Annotated in this window: 19 protein-coding genes; 5 read left to right on the top strand and 14 right to left on the bottom strand. The window is 72.3% G+C overall.

The window, feature by feature from the left end:
* Nucleotides 1–8 precede the first annotated feature (8 nt).
* From ACIGW2_RS21610 to ACIGW2_RS21600, 3 genes are all read right to left on the bottom strand, one after another.
* A complete protein-coding gene (locus ACIGW2_RS21610) occupies nt 9–560 on the bottom strand; it encodes a helix-turn-helix domain-containing protein (RefSeq protein WP_392174154.1) in 552 nt (183 codons plus the stop codon).
* A 181-nt stretch (nt 561–741) separates the two neighbouring features.
* A complete protein-coding gene (locus ACIGW2_RS21605; RefSeq protein WP_391653864.1) occupies nt 742–2,550 on the bottom strand; it encodes an ABC transporter permease/substrate binding protein in 1,809 nt (602 codons plus the stop codon).
* On the bottom strand, nt 2,543–3,601 hold the full coding sequence (locus ACIGW2_RS21600) for a glycine betaine/L-proline ABC transporter ATP-binding protein (protein ID WP_361580143.1): 1,059 nt from the start codon (nt 3,599–3,601) through the stop codon (nt 2,543–2,545). Before ACIGW2_RS21600 ends, ACIGW2_RS21605 begins: the two co-directional genes overlap by 8 nt.
* A gap of 363 nt (nt 3,602–3,964) precedes the next feature.
* Here ACIGW2_RS21600 and ACIGW2_RS21595 point away from each other — a divergent pair, with 363 nt between their 5' ends.
* Together ACIGW2_RS21595 and ACIGW2_RS21590 are read left to right on the top strand one after the other, a co-directional pair.
* A complete protein-coding gene (locus tag ACIGW2_RS21595) occupies nt 3,965–4,873 on the top strand; it encodes a 5'-3' exonuclease H3TH domain-containing protein (protein WP_399845390.1) in 909 nt (302 codons plus the stop codon).
* A gap of 95 nt (nt 4,874–4,968) precedes the next feature.
* Complete coding sequence (locus tag ACIGW2_RS21590) at nt 4,969–5,805, top strand: siderophore-interacting protein (RefSeq protein ID WP_399845151.1); 837 nt, start codon at nt 4,969–4,971, stop codon at nt 5,803–5,805.
* A gap of 164 nt (nt 5,806–5,969) precedes the next feature.
* On the opposite strand, the gene ACIGW2_RS21585 is transcribed toward ACIGW2_RS21590, so the two are convergent.
* Nucleotides 5,970–6,614, bottom strand: coding sequence for a MerR family transcriptional regulator (locus tag ACIGW2_RS21585; RefSeq protein ID WP_399845149.1), 645 nt, complete (start codon nt 6,612–6,614; stop codon nt 5,970–5,972).
* A 239-nt stretch (nt 6,615–6,853) separates the two neighbouring features.
* On the opposite strand from ACIGW2_RS21585, the gene ACIGW2_RS21580 reads away from it, so the two are divergent.
* The 3 genes from ACIGW2_RS21580 to ACIGW2_RS21570 are packed head-to-tail and all read left to right on the top strand — an operon-like array spanning nt 6,854 to nt 9,150.
* Nucleotides 6,854–7,765 (top strand): hypothetical protein, encoded by a 912-nt coding sequence (locus ACIGW2_RS21580; RefSeq protein ID WP_399845387.1) that lies wholly within the window; start codon nt 6,854–6,856, stop codon nt 7,763–7,765.
* Nucleotides 7,762–8,202 (top strand): ABA4-like family protein, encoded by a 441-nt coding sequence (locus tag ACIGW2_RS21575; protein ID WP_399845146.1) that lies wholly within the window; start codon nt 7,762–7,764, stop codon nt 8,200–8,202. Before ACIGW2_RS21580 ends, ACIGW2_RS21575 begins: the two co-directional genes overlap by 4 nt.
* 9 nt (nt 8,203–8,211) lie before the next feature.
* Nucleotides 8,212–9,150 (top strand): ADP-ribosylglycohydrolase family protein, encoded by a 939-nt coding sequence (locus ACIGW2_RS21570; protein WP_399845143.1) that lies wholly within the window; start codon nt 8,212–8,214, stop codon nt 9,148–9,150.
* On the opposite strand, the gene ACIGW2_RS21565 is transcribed toward ACIGW2_RS21570, so the two are convergent.
* The 10 genes from ACIGW2_RS21565 to ACIGW2_RS21520 form a co-directional block, all read right to left on the bottom strand.
* Nucleotides 9,147–10,526 (bottom strand): cytochrome P450, encoded by a 1,380-nt coding sequence (locus tag ACIGW2_RS21565; RefSeq protein ID WP_399845140.1) that lies wholly within the window; start codon nt 10,524–10,526, stop codon nt 9,147–9,149. The genes ACIGW2_RS21570 and ACIGW2_RS21565 overlap by 4 nt on opposite strands.
* Before the next feature lie 191 nt (nt 10,527–10,717).
* On the bottom strand, nt 10,718–13,546 hold the full coding sequence (locus ACIGW2_RS21560; RefSeq protein ID WP_356067352.1) for a DEAD/DEAH box helicase: 2,829 nt from the start codon (nt 13,544–13,546) through the stop codon (nt 10,718–10,720).
* Between the two features lie 141 nt (nt 13,547–13,687).
* The gene (gene tatC / locus ACIGW2_RS21555; protein ID WP_391653870.1) at nt 13,688–14,599 is read right to left on the bottom strand and encodes a twin-arginine translocase subunit TatC; all 912 of its coding nucleotides are present in this window, start codon (nt 14,597–14,599) and stop codon (nt 13,688–13,690) included.
* A gap of 115 nt (nt 14,600–14,714) precedes the next feature.
* Nucleotides 14,715–14,999 carry a Sec-independent protein translocase subunit TatA gene (tatA, locus tag ACIGW2_RS21550; RefSeq protein ID WP_391653871.1) on the bottom strand — a complete coding sequence of 95 codons (285 nt, stop codon included), beginning with the start codon at nt 14,997–14,999 and terminating at the stop codon, nt 14,715–14,717.
* Between the two features lie 188 nt (nt 15,000–15,187).
* The gene (locus ACIGW2_RS21545; RefSeq protein ID WP_361580157.1) at nt 15,188–15,385 is read right to left on the bottom strand and encodes a hypothetical protein; all 198 of its coding nucleotides are present in this window, start codon (nt 15,383–15,385) and stop codon (nt 15,188–15,190) included.
* Between the two features lie 44 nt (nt 15,386–15,429).
* Nucleotides 15,430–15,684, bottom strand: coding sequence for a hypothetical protein (locus tag ACIGW2_RS21540; RefSeq protein ID WP_361580159.1), 255 nt, complete (start codon nt 15,682–15,684; stop codon nt 15,430–15,432).
* A 152-nt stretch (nt 15,685–15,836) separates the two neighbouring features.
* Nucleotides 15,837–16,787 carry a WYL domain-containing protein gene (locus tag ACIGW2_RS21535; RefSeq protein WP_356067344.1) on the bottom strand — a complete coding sequence of 317 codons (951 nt, stop codon included), beginning with the start codon at nt 16,785–16,787 and terminating at the stop codon, nt 15,837–15,839.
* 16 nt (nt 16,788–16,803) lie between these two features.
* Complete coding sequence (locus tag ACIGW2_RS21530) at nt 16,804–17,808, bottom strand: WYL domain-containing protein (RefSeq protein ID WP_361580161.1); 1,005 nt, start codon at nt 17,806–17,808, stop codon at nt 16,804–16,806.
* Between the two features lie 150 nt (nt 17,809–17,958).
* The gene (locus ACIGW2_RS21525; protein WP_399845135.1) at nt 17,959–18,342 is read right to left on the bottom strand and encodes an FKBP-type peptidyl-prolyl cis-trans isomerase; all 384 of its coding nucleotides are present in this window, start codon (nt 18,340–18,342) and stop codon (nt 17,959–17,961) included.
* 78 nt (nt 18,343–18,420) lie between these two features.
* Nucleotides 18,421–19,359 carry an FKBP-type peptidyl-prolyl cis-trans isomerase gene (locus tag ACIGW2_RS21520; RefSeq protein ID WP_391653872.1) on the bottom strand — a complete coding sequence of 313 codons (939 nt, stop codon included), beginning with the start codon at nt 19,357–19,359 and terminating at the stop codon, nt 18,421–18,423.
* Nucleotides 19,360–19,429 lie beyond the last annotated feature (70 nt).

The raw sequence follows: 19,429 nt of genomic DNA, 5'->3' as shown, positions 1-19,429 counted from the left end.
CCCGGCGCCTATTCCTCGGTCGCTTCGACGTGGTCGGCGACGGAGACGAAGACCAGGCGCGTGGCGGGGGCGGTGGCCCGCCAGCGGTGCCGGACGCCACCGGACAGGTAGAGGGTGTCGCCGCGCTCCAGGCGGTAGGCGCGGCCCTCCGCCTCGACCTCGGCGGAGCCGTCGGCGACGTACAGCAACTCGTCGTTGCGGTGCAGGAATTCGCGTCCGGCGTCCTGTTCGCCCGTGCACTCCAGGGCCTGCAGCTGGTGCCGGCCGCGGACCAGGGGCCGCACGCCCGGGGGCATGTCCCACAGCTCCTCGTCGGCGCGGACCACGTCGACCGTGCGGGCGGCCTCGGCGGCGGCGAGGAGTTCGGCGGCGGTGGTCTCCAGGGCCTCGGCGACGAGCTGGAGGGAGCGGTCGCTGGGGCGGGCCCGTTCGTTCTCGACCTGGCTGAGGAAGGGCACGGACAGGCCGCTGCGCCGCGCGACGACGGCCAGGGTGAGCTGGAGCGCGCGGCGGCGCCGCTTGACGGCCGCGCCCACGCGCAACGACTCCTTGTCGTCCATGTCGACCCCTCCCTCGTGTGTCTCGTGCGTGTGGTGGTGCGGGTGCTCGTACCGGTCGGTTACCTGCACCTTACGCAGCTTTGGGGCGGGGTTTCGCGTCGTGGCGAAAAGGGGCGGTCGCCGAACACGCTCGGCGACCGCCCCTGTTCGGAACGGAGTGGGACCTATCGGTCCGAACCGATCACTGCGGTGCGAGGCGCTCCGCCATGCCCGGGTTCCGGTCGAGCCAGGTGCGGACGGCGTCCTGCTCCTTGCCCTTGCCGGTCTCCTGGATGACCGCCTCCAGGCCGGTGAGCTCCTTCTCGCTCAGCTTGAAGTCCTTCAGCCAGCCGCCGACCTCGGGGTTCTCGGCGGCGAAGCCCTTGCGGGCCAGGGTGTGCACGCCGTCGCCCTTGCCCCAGCTGCCCTCGGGGTCCTTCAGCTTCTTCAGGTCGTAGGTCGAGTAGGCCCAGTGCGGGGACCAGAGGGTGACCGCGATGGGCTCCTTCTTGTCGTAGGCGCGCTTGAGCTCGGCGAGCATGCCGGGCGTGGAGCCGTCGACGACCTTGTACTCGCCCTCCAGGCCGTAGTCCCGGAGGACCTTGTCCTTGAGGATGCCCATCATTCCGGCGCTCGGCTCGATGCCGACGATCCGGCCCTTGAACCGCCCGGCCTTGCCCTTGAGGTCGGCGAGGCTGTTCACGTCCTTCATGTACGAGGGGACGGTGAGCTCCAGCGAGGTGGGGCCGTACCAGGAGCCGAGGTCCTCCAGCTTGTTCCGGTACTTCTCCCAGTACTGGGCGTGGGTGACGGGCAGCCAGGAATCCGTCTGGAAGTCGATCTGGCCGCCGGCGAGACCGGTGTAGAGGGCGCCGGCCTCCAGCTGCTTGACGTCGACCTCGTAGCCGCGGCGCTCCAGGAGCTCCTTCCAGAGGAAGGTGGAGGCGATGCCCTCGTCCCAGGGGATGTAGCCGAGGCTGATCTTCTTGCCGTGGCCGGAGTTCGGTCCCGAGGCGGTGGTGGAGGAGCCGCCGCTGCCGCCGAGGAAGCCCATGCCGCCCGCCACGAGGGCGAGGATCACGACGCCGACGAGGGCGGTGACGGGCTGCGGGCGGTGGCCCCAGACCTTGGCGCCGGCCCGGGCGGCGCGCGCGGCGCGGGCCTTGGCGGCGGCGCGGCGGCCGAGCGGGGAGACCTGGCGGCCCAGCGCGCCGGTCATCCGGTCGAGGTACATGGCGAGGATGACGATCGAGATGCCCGCCTCGAAGCCGAGGCCGATGTCGACGTTGCCGATGGCGCGGTAGACGGCGCCGCCGAGTCCGCCGCCGCCGACCATGCCGGCGATGACGACCATGGACAGGCCGAGCATGATCACCTGGTTGACGCCGGCCATGATGGTGGGCAGCGCGAGCGGCAGCTGGACGCGCAGCAGGGTGTTGCGCGGGGTGGTGCCGAAGGCCTCGGCGGCTTCGACGAGTTCGCCGTCGACCTGGCGGATGCCGAGTTCGGTCATGCGCACGCCGGGCGGCAGGGCGAAGACGATGGTGGCGATGATGCCGGGGACCACGCCGACGCCGAAGAAGATGATGCCGGGGATGAGGTAGACCATCGCCGGCATGGTCTGCATGAAGTCCAGGACCGGGCGCAGCACGGCGCTGACCGTCTTGGAGCGGGCCGCCCAGATGCCCAGCGGCACCGCGATCACCAGGGTGACGAGGGTGGCGACGAGGACCAGCGAGAGGGTCGACATGGCGTCGTCCCACAGCTCGATGGAGTCCACCAGGGCGAAGCCCGCGAAGGCGAGCGCACCGGCGGTCAGGCCGCGCAGCCACCAGGCGACGATGGCGAGGATGCCGGCGAACAGCAGCGGCTGGGGCGCGGACAGGACGGCGTCGATGCCGTCGTAGAGGCCGGTGACGCCGGTGCTGACGGCGTCGAACAGCCAGGAGAACTGGGCCTGGAGCCAGTCGACGGTGTTGTCGACCCACTGGCCGAGGGGGAGCCTAGGCACCGGCGGTCACCTCCTGGGCGGTCAGCCCGCTCATGGCGGCGAGCAGCTTGTCCTGCGGTACGACGCCGAGCACGGCGCCGTCCGCGCCGGTGACGGCCACCGGGTGCGGGGCGCGCGCGGAGACCGCGCACAGCTCGGCGAGCGGGGTGTCGGCGGCGACGGGCTCGCAGGGGCAGCCGGCCGGGCAGTCGCCGGGCGCGAGGGCGTCGTCGGTCATGACGGCGGCGGCGGTGAGCACCCGGGTGCGGTCGACGTCCTGGATGAAGGAGGCCACGTAGTCGTTGGCGGGGCGCACCAGGATGTCCTCGGCGGTGCCGAGCTGGACGATCCGGCCGTCGCGCATGACGGCGATGCGGTCGCCGAGGCGCATGGCCTCGTTGAGGTCGTGGGTGATGAAGACGATGGTCTTCTTCAGCTTCCGCTGGAGCACGAGCAACTGGTCCTGCATGTCACGGCGGATCAGCGGGTCGAGCGCGCTGAACGACTCGTCCATGAGGAGCAGGTCGGCGTCGGTGGCGAGCGCGCGGGCGAGGCCGACGCGCTGCTGCATGCCGCCGGACAGCTCGTCGGGCCAGGACTTCTCCCAGCCGGCGAGGCCGCACAGCTCCAGCGCCTCGGCGGCGCGCTTCTCGCGCTCGGCGCGCGGCACGCCCTGGACCTCCAGGCCGTAGGCGGCGTTCTCGAGGACGCTGCGGTGCGGGAAGAGGGCGAAGTGCTGGAAGACCATGCTGATCTTCTTCGAGCGGACCTCGCGCAGCTCGCGGGGGGAGAGCGCGGTGAGGTCGCGGCCGTCGAAGAGGACGCGGCCCGCGGTGGGGGCGAGCAGGCCGTTCAGCATCCGCAGGAGGGTGGACTTGCCGGACCCCGAGAGACCCATGACGACGAAGATCTGGCCGGATTCGACCGTGAACGAGGCGTCGATCACGGCCGCCGTGGTGCCGTCGGCGCGCAGGGCGTCACGGTCGGCGCCGGCTTCGGCGAGTTTGCGGACGGCTTCGTCGGGTCGTCTGCCGAACACCTTGAACAGGTGGTCGGCCTGGAGCCTGGACACATACACCTCACGGGTAGCAACGAAAACGGCCCGCCACCCCCGCGCAGCCGGGCCGTGGAGCGGGGCGGGATCTGCCCGCGTGCCCGTCGCGTACGGAGATCCGCGCTCTCCGCGAACCCACTCGAAGTCACTGGACGTCACTCGACGTCCCTCGACATCACTCGACGTCTTTCGAAGCCATGGGCTTCGAACTCGTTCGCTTCGAATGCGTTCGTTTCGAATCGTTGAATCCCGTACCGGGTCCGCTCCGGGCTCGCGCCTGCCCCCGGTTCTCCGGGGCAAACGCGAAGGTGACCCGTGTCACGCGGACGGGGCGGTGTTGTCGGTGCGGTGCGGCATGATCGGGGTGTGACGCGACGCCTGATGCTCCTCGACACCGCCAGCCTCTACTTCCGCGCGTACTTCGGCGTGCCGGACACGGTCCGGGCGCCGGATGGCACGCCGGTGAACGCCGTGCGGGGCCTGCTCGACTTCATCGCCCGGCTCGTCCAGGACCACCGGCCGGACGAGCTGGTGGCCTGCTGGGACGACGACTGGCGCCCGCAGTGGCGGGTGGACCTGATCCCCTCGTACAAGGCGCACCGGGTGGCCGAGGAGACCCCGTCCGACCGTCCGGACGTGGAGGAGGTGCCGGACACGCTGTCGCCGCAGGTGCCGGTGATCGTGGACGTGCTGGCGGCGCTCGGCATCGCCCGCGTCGGCGCGCCGGGCTTCGAGGCGGACGACGTGATCGGCACCCTGACGGCGCGGGCCACGGGCCCGGTGGACATCGTCACGGGCGACCGGGACCTGTTCCAGCTGGTGGACGACGCGCGCGGGGTGCGGGTGCTGTACCCGCGCAAGGGCGTCGGCGACTGCGACCTGGTGGACGACGAGCTGATCCGCGCGAAGTACGGGGTGCGCCCCGACCAGTACGCGGACATGGCGGCGCTGCGCGGGGACGCCAGCGACGGGCTGCCCGGCGTGAAGGGCATCGGCGACAAGACGGCGGCGCAGCTGATCGCGGAGTACGGGGACCTGGCGGGCGTCCGGGCGGCGGCGGCCGACCGCACGTCCAGGCTGACCCCGGCGAAGCGCCGCGGCATCGTGGAGGCGGCCGCCTATCTGGACGTGGCCCCGGAGGTGGTGCGGGTCGCGCGGGACGTGCCGCTGCCGGAGTTCTCGGCGGAGCTGCCCTCGGCGCCCCGGGACCCGGAGGCGCTGGCGGCTTTGGTGGAGCGCTGGGGGCTCGGCGGAGCGGTGGGCCGGCTGCTGCCGGTACTGGCGCGCTGAGGCCGGCCCGGGGCCGGAAGGTGTGGGCCTCACCCACCCGAGGTGTTAACTTAGGCAGACCTAAGTAATCCGGCCGGGAAAACGGGGAGACCGCCGTGGCAGAACAGCCCGCACGCAAGGCACCGAGGGCGCACGAGGCCCGGGTGGTGCGCACGGAGCGCATCACCCCGCACATGGTGCGCCTGGTGCTCGGCGGTCCCGGCCTGGACGCCTTCGAGATCGGCGAGTACACCGACCACTACGTGAAGCTGTTGTTCGCGCCCGAGGGCGTGAGCTATCCGGAGCCGTTCGACATGGAGCGGATCCGGGCGGAGTTCCCGCGCGAGCAGTGGCCGACCACCCGGACGTACACGGTGCGGGCCTGGGACCCGGTGCACCGCGAGCTGACCGTGGACTTCGTGGTGCACGGCGACGAGGGCCTGGCCGGCCCGTGGGCGGCGCGGGCACGCGAGGGCGACACGATCCGCTTCCTCGGCCCCGGCGGCGGCTACGCCCCGGACGCGGCCGCCGACTGGCACCTGCTCGTCGGCGACGAGAGCGCCCTGCCGGCCGTCGCCGTCGCCTTGGAGCGGCTGCCCGCCGGCGCCCGGGTGCACGCCTTCCTGGAGGTGGCCGACCGCGCCGAGGAGCAGAAGTTCGCGACGGCCGACGGCATCGACGTGGTCTGGCTGCACCGCGGCGACCGCCCGGTGGGCGAGGCGCTGATCGAGGCGGTCCGCGGCCTCGACTTCCCGGCCGGGGACGTGCACGCCTTCGTCCACGGCGAGGCCGGCTTCGTGAAGGACCTGCGCCGCCACCTCCGTCTGGAGCGCGAGATCCCGCGCGATCGCCTGTCGATCTCGGGCTACTGGCGCCTGGGCAAGACGGACGAGGCCTGGCGCGCGATCAAGCGCGAGTGGAACGAGCAGGCGGAACGCGAACAGGAGAACTGACGCGCCGCACCGCGTCATCCCCCGGAGGGGCGGGAGCCAACAGGCTCCCGCCCCTCCGGCGTTGCACCGCCCTGGCGAGGCGGGGCGCCTGCCGGGCTGGCGGCGGGGCCGGGCGGGCCGGTGTCGGGACCGCCGGCCTGGTGTCAGGCCCGGAGACGGCCCCGTCAGCGCTCGATGCCGAAGACGCGGCGCGAGGCCTCGATGTGGGCGAGGCGGCGCAGGGCCGCGAAGACGGCGTCGCCGAGGACGGTGCCGACGACCACGCTCTCGACGAGTTCCTCGCGGGCCACGTTCTTGGCCACGTACTCGACGTCCACCTGGGCCACCCGCTCCGCCGCGTCGGCGTAGGCGTCGAGGACCGCCTCGGCGAATCCGCCGTGGCCGACGTTCTCCAGGGCGGCGACGGCGACCGCGAGGGCCTCGCGGGCCGGGGCGTCGTCGTGGGAGAGCCAGCCCCGGCGGGCGAGCAGGTCGGTGACGGTGTCGCGGGCGGCGACCAGGGCGTCACCCGGCTCGTCGCCGGCGCCCTCGTAGCGCGGCACCACGTTGTCGGCGGCGGCGCCGAGCATCGTGTGCAACGGCTGCTCGGGGTCGTCGACGGCGGCGACGACCTCGCGGACGGCGGCGACGGACAGCCCGCCGACATCGATCATGGCGCGGATCAGCCGGAGCCGCCGTACGTGCGCCTCCCCGTACGAGGCCTGGTTGGGGCTGGTCAGCTGCCCGGCGGGCAGCAGCCCCTCCCGTACGTAGTACTTGATCGTCGCCACGGACACCCCGGTCCTGCGACTCAACTCTCCGATACGCACCGCGTGTTCACCTTTCCGGTCGCGCTCCGGTCTTGCCGACCGCCCCTCCATCATAGATAGTGACACTATCAGATAGCGGCGAGTGCCACTATCCATTCGCTGCTCGCGCCCGTCCGCATCCGTCCCACGGGGGATTCCTCGCCATGTCCTCAGTGACCCCGACGCCCTCGGCCGCTCCGCCGGCCGCGGCACCTCAGCTCCGCACCCTGCACCGGCCCCTGGTCTGGTTCGCCGGCTCGATGGTCCTGCTCGCCCTGGTCTCGGCCGGCGGGCTGCTCCTCGACGGCCGAGTCCTGGTCGGCGCGCCGATCTGGGCCAAGCCCTTCAAGTTCTCCCTCTCGTTCATCGCCTACGCGCTCACGCTCGCCTGGATGCTCTCGCTGCTGCCGGGCGCCCGGGCCCGCCGGATCGGCTGGTGGGCGGGGACCGTGCTCACCGTCGCCAGCCTGATCGAAATGGTTCTGATCACGATGCAGGTGGTACGGGGCACCCGGAGCCACTTCAACGCCGCGACGCCGTTCGACGCGGCCGTCTTCCAGCTCATGGGCGGCACCGTCGTCATCCTCTGGCTGGCCGCCCTGGTGATCGCGGTCCTGCTGCTGCGCGCCCGCATCCTGGACCGCGCCACCGCCTGGGCCGTCCGGCTCTCCTCCCTCATCGCCCTGGCCGGCGCGGCCGTCGGCTTCGTGATGGTCCGGCCCACCCCGGAGCAGCTCGCCCAGGAGAACCCGCCGGTCACCGGCGCGCACAGCGTGGGCGTGCCCGACGGCGGCCCCGGCGTCCCGCTGCTCGGCTGGTCCACCACCGGCGGGGACCTGCGCATCGCACACTTCTTCGGCATGCACGCGCTGCAACTCGTCCCGCTGGTCCTGCTGTTGCTCGCCGCGCTCACCCCGCGCGCCGCCCGGCTCGCGGACGACCGGGTCCGGCTGCGGCTCGTCCTCGTCGCCTCCGGCTCCTACGCCGCCGTCTTCGCCCTGGTCACCTGGCAGGCCCTGTGCGGCCAGCCGCTGCTCTCCCCCGACGCCCTCACCCTCGCCGCGGCCGGCGCCGTCGCGGCCCTCACCCTCGCGGGCACCGTCTGGGCGCTGCGCACCCCGGCACCCCCTGTCGGCACCCTCCACACCGACCGCCAGGAGCTCGCGGCATGACCGGCTTCCTCTTCGAACTCACCTTCTTCCTCGCGGCCCCCGTCTGGCTGCTGATGATCTTCGCCCCGGGCCACCGGCTCACCGAGCGCGTGGCCGCCTCGCCCTTGACCGTCCTCCCGGTCCTCGCCGTCTACCTGGTCCTGGTGGCTCCGGTGCTCCCGGAACTCTGGACCGCGGTCAGCTCCCCGGACATCGACACCTTCCGCGAGCTCACCGCCCTCGCCAACGGCGCCGGCGCCGTCTGGGCCCAGATCATCGCCTGGGACCTGCTCCTCGGCCAGTGGATCTACCGCGAGTCCCGCCGCCTGTCCCTCTCCCCCTTCCTCACCGGCCCCCTCCTCGTCCTGACGATCCTCCTCTCCCCCTTCGCGCTGCTCCTCTTCCTCCCGCTCCGCGCCGCCCGAAACGCCCGGGCTCCCCAGCCGGCCCGGCGTTAGCCTCACCCCATGCGATACGAGGACCGCGCCGTCGGCGCCGTGCTGGGCTCCGCCGTCGGGGACGCGCTCGGGGCGCCCTTCGAGTTCGGGCTGCCCGGGGTGTTCCGCGAGCGGTTTCCCGACGGGCGCGGCGAGATGTGCGGAGGGGGCGGCTGGGAGGCCGGGGAGGCCACGGACGACACCCAGATGGCCGTGCTCGTCGGGGAGTCGCTGCTGGAGCGCGGCGGGCTCGACCTGCTCGATGTGTTCGACCGCTTCCGGCGCTGGGCGGCCGCCGAACCCAAGGACATCGGGCTGCTCACCGAGGCGGTGCTGCTCGGCGGCGAACCCTGGGACGTCGCCGCCGCGCTGCACTTCCAGGTCAACGGCCGCGGCGCGGGCAACGGTTCGCTGATGCGGGCCGCCACCCCGGCCGTGCGCTTCGCCGCCGCCGGCCGGGCCGCGACCATGGCGGCGGGCCGGCGCATCGCCGCCCTCACCCACGGCGACGCCGCCGCCTGGGAGGGCACCGCGGTCCTGCACGAACTGGTCCGGGTCGCCCTGCTCGGCCAGGACCCGCTCGCCGCCGTCCCCGCCGAGGTCTCCCCCGCGCACCGCGACCGCTGGGCCACGGTCCTGGCGCCCGGCTGGCGGCCCGAGGACGCCACCGAGTTCAACGGCGCCGTCTGGCCCTGCCTCGGCTCCGCGCTCTGGGCGCTGCGCACCACCACCGGCTTCGAGGAGGCCCTCGCCGCCGCGATCGACCTCGGCGGAGACACCGACACCGTCGCCGCCGTCACCGGCATGCTCGCCGGCGCCGTCCACGGCCCTGCCGCGATCCCGCCCCGCTGGACCGCTCCCCTCCACGTCCCGCTCCCGGGCTTCGGCACCCGGGTGCTCCGGGCCCCCGAACTGACCGCCCTCGCCCTGGCCCTGGCGGCCGAGGGGGCCAAGGAACGCGCCCCTTAACGGGCCCGCACCGTCGCCAGGACCTCGTGGTCGGGCTGGAGGGTGAGGCTCGGGACCGGGCGGATCTCCTCGGGGTCCACGGCGAGGCGGAAGCGGCGGGCGACGACCGCGAGGATCAGGACCGCCTCCACCATGGCGAAGCGGGTGCCCAGGCAGACCCGGGGGCCGCCGCCGAAGGGATACCAGGCGTACTCCGGTATGTCCTCGGCCTCCTGGGGGTCCAGCCAGCGCTCGGGACGGAACTCCAGCGGGTCCCGGAACCAGCGGGAGTCCCGGTGGGTGGTCCACTGGCTGCTCCAGACGCGGGTGCCGGGCGCGACCGGGGCTCCGCCGAGGGTGGCGCCCTCCTTGGCGATGCCGGTGATCAGCCAGACCGTGGGGTAGAGACGGAGCGTCTCCTTCACCACGGCCTGGGTGTAGGCCAGTTCCGCGTAGTCCTCGAAGCCGGGGTCGCGGTCGCCGAGCACCCGGTCGAGCTCGGCGGCCAGGGCGTCGGCCACCCGCCCGTTGCGGGAGAGGAGATACCAGGCCCAGACGAGGGTGGAGCTGGTGGTCTCGTGCCCGCCGATGTAGAGGGTGACGGTCTCGTCGCGGATCTCCTTGTCGGAGAGCGGCGCGCCGGTCTCGTCCCGGGCCGCGAGCAGCCGGCTGAGCAGGTCCGGGCGCTCCGAATCGCCGTCGCGGTGCCGGGCGACGACCCGGGCGACCTCGGCGTCGATGACGGCGGTGGCGCGCTTGATCCGGGCCCGTCCCGGGGTGGGCACCCAGTCGGGCAGGATCGCGCCGATGCCGCTGAACTCGGCGCCGATCTCCCGCTGCGCCACGTCCATGGCGCGGCTGATGGCCCGGGCGTCGGCCGCGGTGTCGACGCCGAAGATGGTGCGGACCGCGATGAGCTGGGTGAGCGCGGCCATCTCCTGCTTGACGTCGATCCGCTGCCCGTCGGACCAGCGCTCCGCGAGGTCGACCGCGCACTCGGCCATGGTCGCCGCGTACGACTTCACCTGCTTGGGGCGCACCGAGGGCTGGACGAGGGAGCGCCGGCGCCGCCAGTCGGCTCCCTTCGAGACGACGACGCCCTCGCCGAGCAGGGTGCGGAAGGCGATGCCGAGGTCGGTCTGGTCGAAGGTCCGCTCGACCTCGGTGAGGAGTTCGCCGATGGCCTCGGGGTGGGCGATGAAGAGCGCGGGGGTGCGGCCGAAGCGCCAGCGGACGAAGTCGCCCCGCTCACGCAGCCGTTCGAAGAAGGCGAGCGGGTCCTTGCCGAACTCCGGCAGGTTGCCCAGCCCCGGGACGCCGCGGGGTCCCGGGACGGTCTTCCGTCCGTCCGCCGTCGTGCCGGGCACGACGGCGGACGGACCGGCTTGCGTGGTCACGTGCGTTTCCTTCCGCAGGAGTGGTCTGGGTCGGTGCTGCCAGACCATGGAATCGGAAGGATGTGACACTCCGCCAGCCCTGTGGAAAACCCTTGTCAGTTCACCGTCAGGCCGGCGGGTCGCCACCGCCGCGTCTCGCCATCGGGCCCCGTCATCGGGGCCCGATGGCGGGGCCGTGGGGCCGTCGCCGTTCAGCCCACCGAGCTGTAGGCCACGACGCCCCTCAGCAGGGAATCCACCGCCTTGCGGGCGTTCTTCGCGACCGTGCTGTCCTCCCGCGGCGCGGCCGCCGCGATCTGCCCGAGCACGTCGATGACCTGCTTGCACCAGCGGACGAAGTCGCCGGCCGGCATCTCCGCCTCCCGGAGCACCTCGTCGAGCCCCTTGTCGGAGGCCCACTGGTAGGCGGCCCAGGCGAAGCCGAGGTCCGGCTCGCGCTGGCCGACGCCCTCCGCCTGGTGGAGCTTGAACTCCTCCTCCAGCGCGTCCAGCCGGCCCCAGATCCGCACCATCTCGCCGAGCGCGGCCTTGGCCCGGCCGCCGGGCACCTTGGGCGCGACGGCGTCGTCGGACTGCCGGGCCTCGAAGACCAGCGCCGAGACGCAGGCGGCCAGCTCGGCGGGGCTCAGCCCCTCCCAGACCCGCTCGCGCAGGCACTCGCTGGCCAGCAGGTCCAGCTCGCCGTAGAGCCGGGCCAGCCGCTTGCCGTGCTCGGTGACCTCGTCGCCCCGCAGGTAGTCCATCTCGGTCAGCAGCGCGACGATCCGGTCGAAGGTGCGCGCGATGGTGTTGGTGCGGCCCTCGATGCGCCGCTCCAGCTGCTTGGTGTCGCGCTGCAGCCGGTAGTAGCGCTCGGCCCAGCGGGCGTGGTCCTCGCGCTCGTCGCAGCCGTGGCAGGGATGGGCCCGGATCGCGGTGCGCAGCCGGCTGATCTCGCGGTCGTCGGCCGCGGCCGAGCGCTGCTTGCGGTGCCGCTCCGGGTTGATGTGCCCGGCCTTGCTGCGCAGCGCCGAGGCGAGGTCGCGGCGGGACTGCGGGGAGCGCGGGTTGAAGGAGCGCGGGATGCGCATGCGCTCCAGCGGCTCCACGGGCACCGGGAAGTCGATCGAGGCGAGCCGCTTGACCTGCCGCTCGGCGGTGAGCACCAGCGGGCGCGGCCCGTCGTGGTGCTCGAAGCCGCGGTGTCCGTTGGTCCGGCCGGCCGGGACGCCCGGGTCGAGGACGAGGGCGAGGCCCGCGAACTTGCCGGTCGGCACGTGGATGACGTCGCCGGGCTTGAGCCGCTCCAGGGAGGCCGCGGCCTGGGCGCGCCGTTGCGCGGCGCCCTGCCGGGCCAGTTCGGTCTCGCGGTCCTTGAGCTCGCGGCGCAGCCGCGCGTACTCCTCGAAGTCGCCGAGGTGGCAGGTCATGCCCTCCCGGTAGCCCTGGAGTCCCTCCTCGTTCTTCTGGACCTGCCGGGAGATCCCGACGACCGAGCGGTCGGCCTGGAACTGCGCGAAGGAGGTCTCCAGGAGCTCGCGCGAGCGGTGCCGGCCGAACTGGTCGACCAGGTTGACCGCCATGTTGTACGAGGGCTTGAAGCTGGAGCGGAGCGGATACGTGCGGGTGCCGGCGAGTCCGGCGAGGTGGCCGGGGTCCATGCCGCGCTGCCAGAGCACCACGGCGTGGCCCTCGACGTCGATGCCGCGGCGGCCGGCCCGGCCGGTGAGCTGGGTGTACTCGCCGGGCGTGATGTCGGCGTGCTGCTCGCCGTTCCACTTGACCAGCTTCTCCAGGACCACGGAGCGGGCCGGCATGTTGATGCCGAGCGCCAGGGTCTCGGTGGCGAAGACGGCCTTGACCAGGCCGCGGACGAAGAGCTCCTCGACGACCTCCTTGAAGGTCGGGAGCATGCCGGCGTGGTGCGCGGCGATGCCCCGCTCCAGGGCCTCCAGCCACTCGTAGTAGCCGAGGACGTGCAGGTCCTCGTCCGGGATGGCGGCGGTGCGCTCCTCGACGATCTCGCGGACCCGGCGGCGACCCTCGTCGTCGTTGAGCCGGAGGCCGGCGTAGAGGCACTGCTGGACGGCGGACTCGCAGCCGGCCCGGCTGAAGATGAAGGTGATCGCGGGCAGCAGGCCCTCGGCGTCCAGGCGCTCGATGACCTCGGGCCGGCCCGGCGTCCAGATGCGGGAGCGCTGGCGCCGCTCGCGCTCGCGGTCGGCCTCGCGGACCATCTTGCCGCGGCGCCGGTCGCGCGGGTTGTACGTGCGCGAGTTCTCGGTGCGGGCGAGGCGGAGCAGGTCGGGGTTGACCTCGCGGCGGGCGGAGCCGCGGCCGCCGTGGTCGGTCTCCTCCTCGAAGAGGTCGTACATCCGGCGGCCGGCGAGGACGTGCTGCCACAGCGGCACGGGGCGGCTCTCCGAGACGATGACCTCGGTGTCGCCGCGGACGGTGTCGAGCCAGTCGCCGAACTCCTCGGCGTTCGACACGGTCGCGGAGAGCGACACGAGGGTGACGGACTCGGGGAGGTGGATGATCACTTCCTCCCAGACGGCGCCGCGGAAGCGGTCGGAGAGGTAGTGCACCTCGTCCATGACCACGTAGCCGAGGCCGGAGAGCGCCTGGGACCCCGCGTAGAGCATGTTGCGGAGGACCTCGGTGGTCATGACCACGATGGGCGCGTCTCCGTTGACGCTGTTGTCACCGGTGAGCAGGCCGACCTTGTCGTGGCCGTACCGCTTCACGAGGTCGGCGTACTTCTGGTTGGAGAGCGCCTTGATCGGCGTGGTGTAGAAGCACTTGCGGCCCTGGCGCAGCGCGAGGTGCACGGCGAACTCGCCGACGATGGTCTTGCCGGAGCCGGTGGGGGCGGCGACGAGCACGCCCTTGCCCGCCTCGAGGGCCTGGCAGGCCTCGATCTGGAAGGGGTCCAGACCGAAGTCGTACATCTCGCGGAAGGGGGCCAGTGCGGTCGCCTGGTCCGCGTTGCGCGCGCGGGCGGCGGCGTACGCCTCGGCTGGTGTGAGGTCCTCTGTCATCTTGTTGTCGAGCGTACCCGCCCCCTCCGACAGTGACGCGATCTTTATCGCGGCGCTTCGTTTGCGCTGGTCAGGGGCCCCACGCAGGAGGGTCCCGCCGGGTTGCGCCCGGGGGGACCCTCACGGGACGGACAGGGGCGGTCACGTGATGTCGTCGTAGCCGTTCACGCGGTGCGACCGGGCGCCGTCCGACTCGCCGGTGGCCTGCTCGGGCAGGGCCCGGGCGGCGCCGACCGGCTCGACCTCGCCGACCGCCTCGGGCCGCAGGTCGAGGCTGGAGGCCTCGTCGTCGGAGAGCTCGGCGTCCGGGTTGTTGCGCCGCCGCCGCTTGTCGTTGAGGAGCGCGACGCCGACGGCGATGAAGTAGAGAACGATGATCGGCCCGGCGAGGGCCATCATGCCGAGCGGGTCGGTCGACGGGGTCGCCACAGCGCCGAAGACTAGGGTGCACATGATCATGGCCCGCCACCAGCTGGCCATCCGCTTGCCGGTGACCACGCCCGTGAAGTTCAACATGATCAGCAGAAGTGGCAGCTCGAAGGCGAGACCGAAGACAAGCACCATGCGGGTGGTGAAGTCCAGGAGGTCATCAAGCGAAAGGAAATTGGACGCCACGTCAGGCGTGATGCTGATGAGGACCTTTACGCTGACCGGCATGATCAGGTACGCGGTGTAGGTGCCTGCGGCGAAGAGAGGCACGGCCACGGCGGCGAAATAGTACGTGTACTTCTTCTCGCTCTTGTGGAGACCGGGCGCCACGAACGCCCAAAGTTGGTACAGCCAGATCGGCGTGGAGGCGACGACACCTGCCAACATGACCACCTTCACTGTCGAAGTGAAGGGCGAGAGCATGGTCTGGTAAGCGATGATGACGCAGCGCCCGCCGGTGTTGTCTGACACCGATGTGTTCGGCGGACACTTCGGCACGGGTGAGGACAGAAGGTCCATCAACTGCTGGCTGAAGAACGCGGCCACGACAGACGCGACGATGATCGCCAGCATCGCCTTGGCCACGCGGTTGCGCAGTTCACGGAGATGGTCCACGAGCGGCATCCGCCCCTCGGGATCCTTCTTCTTCTGTGTGCGGGCAGACTTGGGCAACCCACGTCCTCATCTCATGCGAGCAGGCCGCTCCGCTGCGGCCTTGGGGTGAGCAGGTGGAGCCGGATCAGCGCTGAGTCGTATCCGTGGTCTCGGTGACCGGCCGGGCCGAGGTGACGTCACCGGGAGCGGCCTTGATCGTGCGCTGAGCGGAAACCTCCTGGTCAGCCGGCGGACCGGCGGGAGCGGCGGCCTCGCCGCCCTCCGACTTCATAGCCTTCGCCTCGCTCTTCAGGATGCGGGCGGACTTGCCCAGCGACCGCGCCATCTCCGGGAGCTTCTTGGCCCCGAAGAGAAGCACGATGACCAGAAGGATGAGGCTGATCTCAAGGGGACCGATCTGACGGAACATGGCTGTGGTCTACCTTCTTCACCGAGGCGACATTGGAGTGCGTGCCCGGCCGGTCGGACGTGCGTCCGGCCTCCGCGCTGCTAGCGATCGTAACCCGCAGGAGTAAACGGGCGGCAATGGCCGTGCATACTCCCGCTTGCGCGCAGGACCGCCGCTCGCGGGCGTCCGGGGGCGGTCCCGGCGCGAAGTCAGCGCAGGGTCTCGCCGGTTCGCGCGAGATCGAGCGCGGCCCGTTCGAGGTCCTCGGAGACCTGCTGGATCCGGTCTGTGGCGCGGGCCACGTGGCGGCCGAGGCGCTGGGCCTCCAGGAACACCTTGATGCCGAGGACGCCGAGGACGGCGATGCCGAGGAAGCCGAGGGCGACGGCGAGCATGGGCCAGAACATGTGCCGAGCCTAGACCGTGCCCCGGGCGCTCCCCGGCCGGGCCCTCAGCCGGTGGTGTGCAGGCGCAGGGTGTTGACGCCGCCGCCGGTGAGGAGCTCGACGATGCGCTCGCCGGCCGGCTTGCGGACGGCGCTGCCGCACTCAGGGCAGGTGAAGGAGTAGAAGGTGGTGCGGCGGCTGGCGCCGATGGCGAGCCGCAGGGCGCCGGGGGAGAGTTCGAAGCGGGAACGGCAGTCGGGGCAGGCGGCCTTGAAGAGGACCGGGGCGGCCGGCGCCGAAAGATCGGGCATCGCGGACATGTGCCTCAATACTCCCCACTGCGGTACGGGTACGGCCCTGGGCGGCCCCTGCGGGCCGCACCGGTTTCGACGACTCTCACAAGGAACTGCGTCCCGCGACCCCGGAACGTCACGTTCCCCCCCCCTTGGGCGGCGCTCCCCGGCGCCCGCCCTCACTCCCCGTAGGCGGCGAGGGCGGCCGCGGCGGCCTGCCGGGCGCTGTCCGCGAGCTCCTGCGGGGCGACGATCCGGCCGTCGCTGCCGAGCCGCAGCGCGAGCCGGCGCAGCGAGGCCGGCGCCGGGGTGCGCAGCGTGATCCGCAGCCCGCCGTCGGGGAGTTCCTCGGCCCGGTCGTGCGGGTAGTACTCGGCGACCCAGCGGCCGCCGGGCCCGACCTCGACCACGACCTCGGGGTCCTCGGCGGAGGGCTGCACCAGCCCCTCCGAGAGGTCCCGCAGCTCGATCTCCGGCGGCGCGGCGTGGTCGTCCAGGATCCGGATCTCCGCGACCCGGTCGAGGCGGAAGGTGCGGCGCGCCTCGGAGAGCCGGCACCACGCCTCCATGTACGTGTGGCCGACGGCGAAGAGCCGGATCGGGTCCACCTCGCGCTCGGTGAGCTCGTCACGGGCGGGCGAGTAGTAGCGCAGCCACAGCCGCCGGCGCTCCGAGATGGCCCGGTCGACCTCGGCGAAGACCCCGCCCTCGGACTCGAAGGTGACCGAGAGGCGCGAGCTGGCCCCGGCCGCCTCGCCGGCCGCCGCCTCCAGCTTGGCGGTGGCGCGCAGCAGGGCCTCGCGGTCGCTCTCGCGGAGCCCGGGCAGGGTGGCCACCGCGCGGGCGGCCACCAGCAGGGCGGTGGCCTCGTCGGCGGCGAGCCGCAGCGGCGCGGCCACGTCGTCCGGGTTGTGCCACCAGATGCGGTCGCCGTCGGTGTCGATGTCGAGGAGGTCGCCGCCCCGGAAGCTGGTGCCGCACATGGGCAGCACGTCGAGGTCCGAGATCAGCTCGTCCTCGGTGATCCCGAAGGCCCGGGCCACGTCGGCGACGTGCGCGCCGGGACGCTCCCGGAGGTAGGTGACGAGGGAGAGCATCCGCCTCGTCTGGTCGATGGCGTTGGCAGCCACGGTCGTCCTCTCCCCCTCAGCCCTTGGCCACGGCGCGCAGCCGGTCCACCACGTCGGCCCGCAGGTCGGCGGGCTCCAGCACCACCACGTCGGGGCCGAACTCCACGAGCCAGGCGTCCAGGCCGTGCCCGTACGGGATCTCCAGCTCGTCCCAGCCGTCGGCGCCCTCCGTCACGGACAGCGCGCGGGAGCGCAGCGGATAGCCGCAGCCGGCCCGCAGCCGGATCCGGGCCGAGCGGGTGGCGGTCTCCCCGGCCCAGCTCTCCACGGTCTCGCGGACCGTGACCACGTCCGGTACGGGCGCGGTGAAGGCGCCGGCCCGGGAGCGCACCTTGCCGGTGATGCGGGAGAGCCGGAAGACCCGCTCGGCGCCGCGGTCCCGGTCCCAGCCCGCCAGGTACCAGTGGCCGCGCCAGCACTCCAGGGTCCACGGCTCGACGTGCCGGGTCTCGGGGCGGGCGGCGGTGGCCTTGCGGTAGTCGAAGACGACCGGGCGGCGGTCGCGGCAGGCCAGCATCAGCGGCTCGAAGGCGGCCTCGTGGACCGGGATGCGCGGCTCCAGGGCGCTGGCGTGGGCGTCGTACGCGTCCTCCGCCTCGGGCATCCCGGCGGCGCGCAGCTTCTGCAGGGCGCCGCTCGCCGCCCCGGCCAGCCGGGCCTGCTGCCACACCTTGGCGGCCAGGCCGAGCGCGGCGGCCTCCTCGGCGTCCAGGGTGATGGGCGGGAGGCGGTTGGAGTCGCGGCGGGCCAGGTAGCCGGTCTCGCCGTCCAGGTTCTCCACGGTCTCGATGACCAGGCCGAGCTCGCGCAGGTCGTCCTTGTCGCGCTCGAACATGCGGTTGAAGGCGTCCTCGCCGCTCGTCGCGGCGCCGTTGCCCGGGCCGGGGGTGCCGTAGCCCGGGCCGAAGGCCTCGACGTACGCCTCGATGGAGCCGCGGAGCTCGCGCTTGCTCAGCGGACGGCGCGTTCCGAGCAGGCACAGCGCAAGATTCATCAGCCGCTCGGCCTTGGCAATCGCCATCGACGCCCCGCACCCTCTTCTGCCGGATTGACTTCTCGGACGTCCGACCGTACCGCTCCGCGGCACCCGGAAGAAAGCCGGGCCGGGAGCGGGGAACGCGGAGGGCCCCCGCCGTGGTGGCGGGGGCCCTCGGGGTGACCGGGATCCGGGTCAGCCCTTCTTCTTCACGCCCATGAGGTCGCAGACGAAGATCAGCGTGTCGCCGGGGCCGATCTTGGCGCCGGCGCCGCGGTCGCCGTAGGCGAGGTGGGCGGGGATGACCAGCTGGCGGCGGCCGCCGACCTTCATGCCCTGGACGCCCCGGTCCCAGCCCGCGATGACCTGGCCGATGCCGAGCGTGAACGGCAGCGGGGCGCCGCGGTTCCAGGACGCGTCGAACTCCTCGCCGGACTCGAAGAGGACACCCACGTAGTGGACCAGGACGTCGTCCCCGGCCTCGGCGACGGCGCCGTCGCCCTCCCAGATGTCCTTGATCTCCAGATCGGCCGGCGGCTCGCCGCCCGGGAAGTCGACCTCGGGCTTCTCGATGCTCACTGCAGTGTGCTCCTCATACCGATGAACCACGCGGACGATGGCCCGCGCGAACGGAACAGTCTTACATCCCCGCCCGGCTCACACCTTCGCCAGGATGTCGACGACGAAGACCAGCGTGGAGTTCTTCGGGATGCCCTGCTTCTCCTGGTCGCCGAAGGCCTCCGACGGCGGGGCCACGATCAGGACGCGGCTGCCGACCTTCTTGCCGGTGATGCCGTCCTTCAGGCCCTTCAGGGTCAGCTGGCCGAGCGGGAAGTTGGCCGGCTTGCCCGTGGTGTAGGTCGAGTCGAAGACCTTGCCGTCCTTCCACAGGGCGGCGACGTAGTTCACGACCACCGTGTCGGTGGCCTTGACGACCTCGCCCTTGGACTCCAGGACGTAGTTGGAGACCAGCTTGGTCGGCGGGTCGGTCTTGGGGACGGTCAGCGAGGGCTGCTTGCCGTCGGTGTTGACGCCGACCTTCGGCAGGTCCTTGTTGTCCTGGGCCACCTCGGTGCCGGTGGCGGACTTCGGGATGGTGACCGCCTTCAGGATGTCGACCACGAAGACGAGCGTGGCGTTCGGCTTGATGTCGCCCTGGCCCTGCGGACCGTAACCGAGCTGTGGCGGGATGCCGATCTCGACCCGGCTGCCGACCTTCTGGCCCTCCAGGCCCTGGTCCCAGCCCTGGATGACCTGGCCGGCGCCGAGGGTCAGCTGGAACGGCTGCTTCCGGTCGAAGCTGTTGTCGAAGGGGGTGGTCTCGTCCCACTCCTGGCCCAGGTAGTTCACCGAGAGGGCGTCGCCCTTCTTGGTGACCGGGCCGGTGCCCTCGCTGATCACGTTGACCTTGAGGGACTTGGGCGGGTCGCCCACGCCCTTCGAGAGGGTCGGCTTCTCGCCGAACTTCTCCCCCGCGGTGATGGCGGGAAGCCCGTTCTTCATCGAACCGGAATCGGAGCCCTTGTCGTCGCTGCCGCAGGCCGCTGTGGTGAGCAGCAGAAGCGGGACGACGAGCAGGCCGGCAAGTCGGCGCACTAGTTCCTCAGATCTCAGACGGCACAGTAGTTGTCCCGACACTCTAGGGGACCGCCCTGTGCGGCACCCG

It is taken from the genome of Streptomyces sp. NPDC053541 (assembly GCF_044544705.1).
In the GTDB taxonomy this organism is placed as follows: domain Bacteria; phylum Actinomycetota; class Actinomycetes; order Streptomycetales; family Streptomycetaceae; genus Streptomyces.
This window is presented reverse-complemented; position numbering and strand designations above follow the sequence as displayed.

Bases quoted from the DNA above. Each gene is read 5' to 3' on its own strand.
- ACIGW2_RS21540 (WP_361580159.1), bottom strand. From the start codon at position 15,684: ATGTCCGCGATGCCCGATCTTTCGGCGCCGGCCGCCCCGGTCCTCTTC.
- ACIGW2_RS21610 (WP_392174154.1), bottom strand. From the start codon at position 560: ATGGACGACAAGGAGTCGTTGCGCGTGGGCGCGGCCGTCAAGCGGCGC.
- ACIGW2_RS21580 (WP_399845387.1), top strand. From the start codon at position 6,854: ATGGTCCTGCTCGCCCTGGTCTCGGCCGGCGGGCTGCTCCTCGACGGC.
- ACIGW2_RS21595 (WP_399845390.1), top strand. From the start codon at position 3,965: ATGCTCCTCGACACCGCCAGCCTCTACTTCCGCGCGTACTTCGGCGTG.
- tatC (WP_391653870.1), bottom strand. From the start codon at position 14,599: ATGCCGCTCGTGGACCATCTCCGTGAACTGCGCAACCGCGTGGCCAAG.
- ACIGW2_RS21560 (WP_356067352.1), bottom strand. From the start codon at position 13,546: ATGACAGAGGACCTCACACCAGCCGAGGCGTACGCCGCCGCCCGCGCG.
- tatA (WP_391653871.1), bottom strand. From the start codon at position 14,999: ATGTTCCGTCAGATCGGTCCCCTTGAGATCAGCCTCATCCTTCTGGTC.
- ACIGW2_RS21530 (WP_361580161.1), bottom strand. From the start codon at position 17,808: ATGGCGATTGCCAAGGCCGAGCGGCTGATGAATCTTGCGCTGTGCCTG.
- ACIGW2_RS21570 (WP_399845143.1), top strand. From the start codon at position 8,212: ATGCGATACGAGGACCGCGCCGTCGGCGCCGTGCTGGGCTCCGCCGTC.
- ACIGW2_RS21575 (WP_399845146.1), top strand. From the start codon at position 7,762: ATGACCGGCTTCCTCTTCGAACTCACCTTCTTCCTCGCGGCCCCCGTC.
- ACIGW2_RS21545 (WP_361580157.1), bottom strand. From the start codon at position 15,385: ATGTTCTGGCCCATGCTCGCCGTCGCCCTCGGCTTCCTCGGCATCGCC.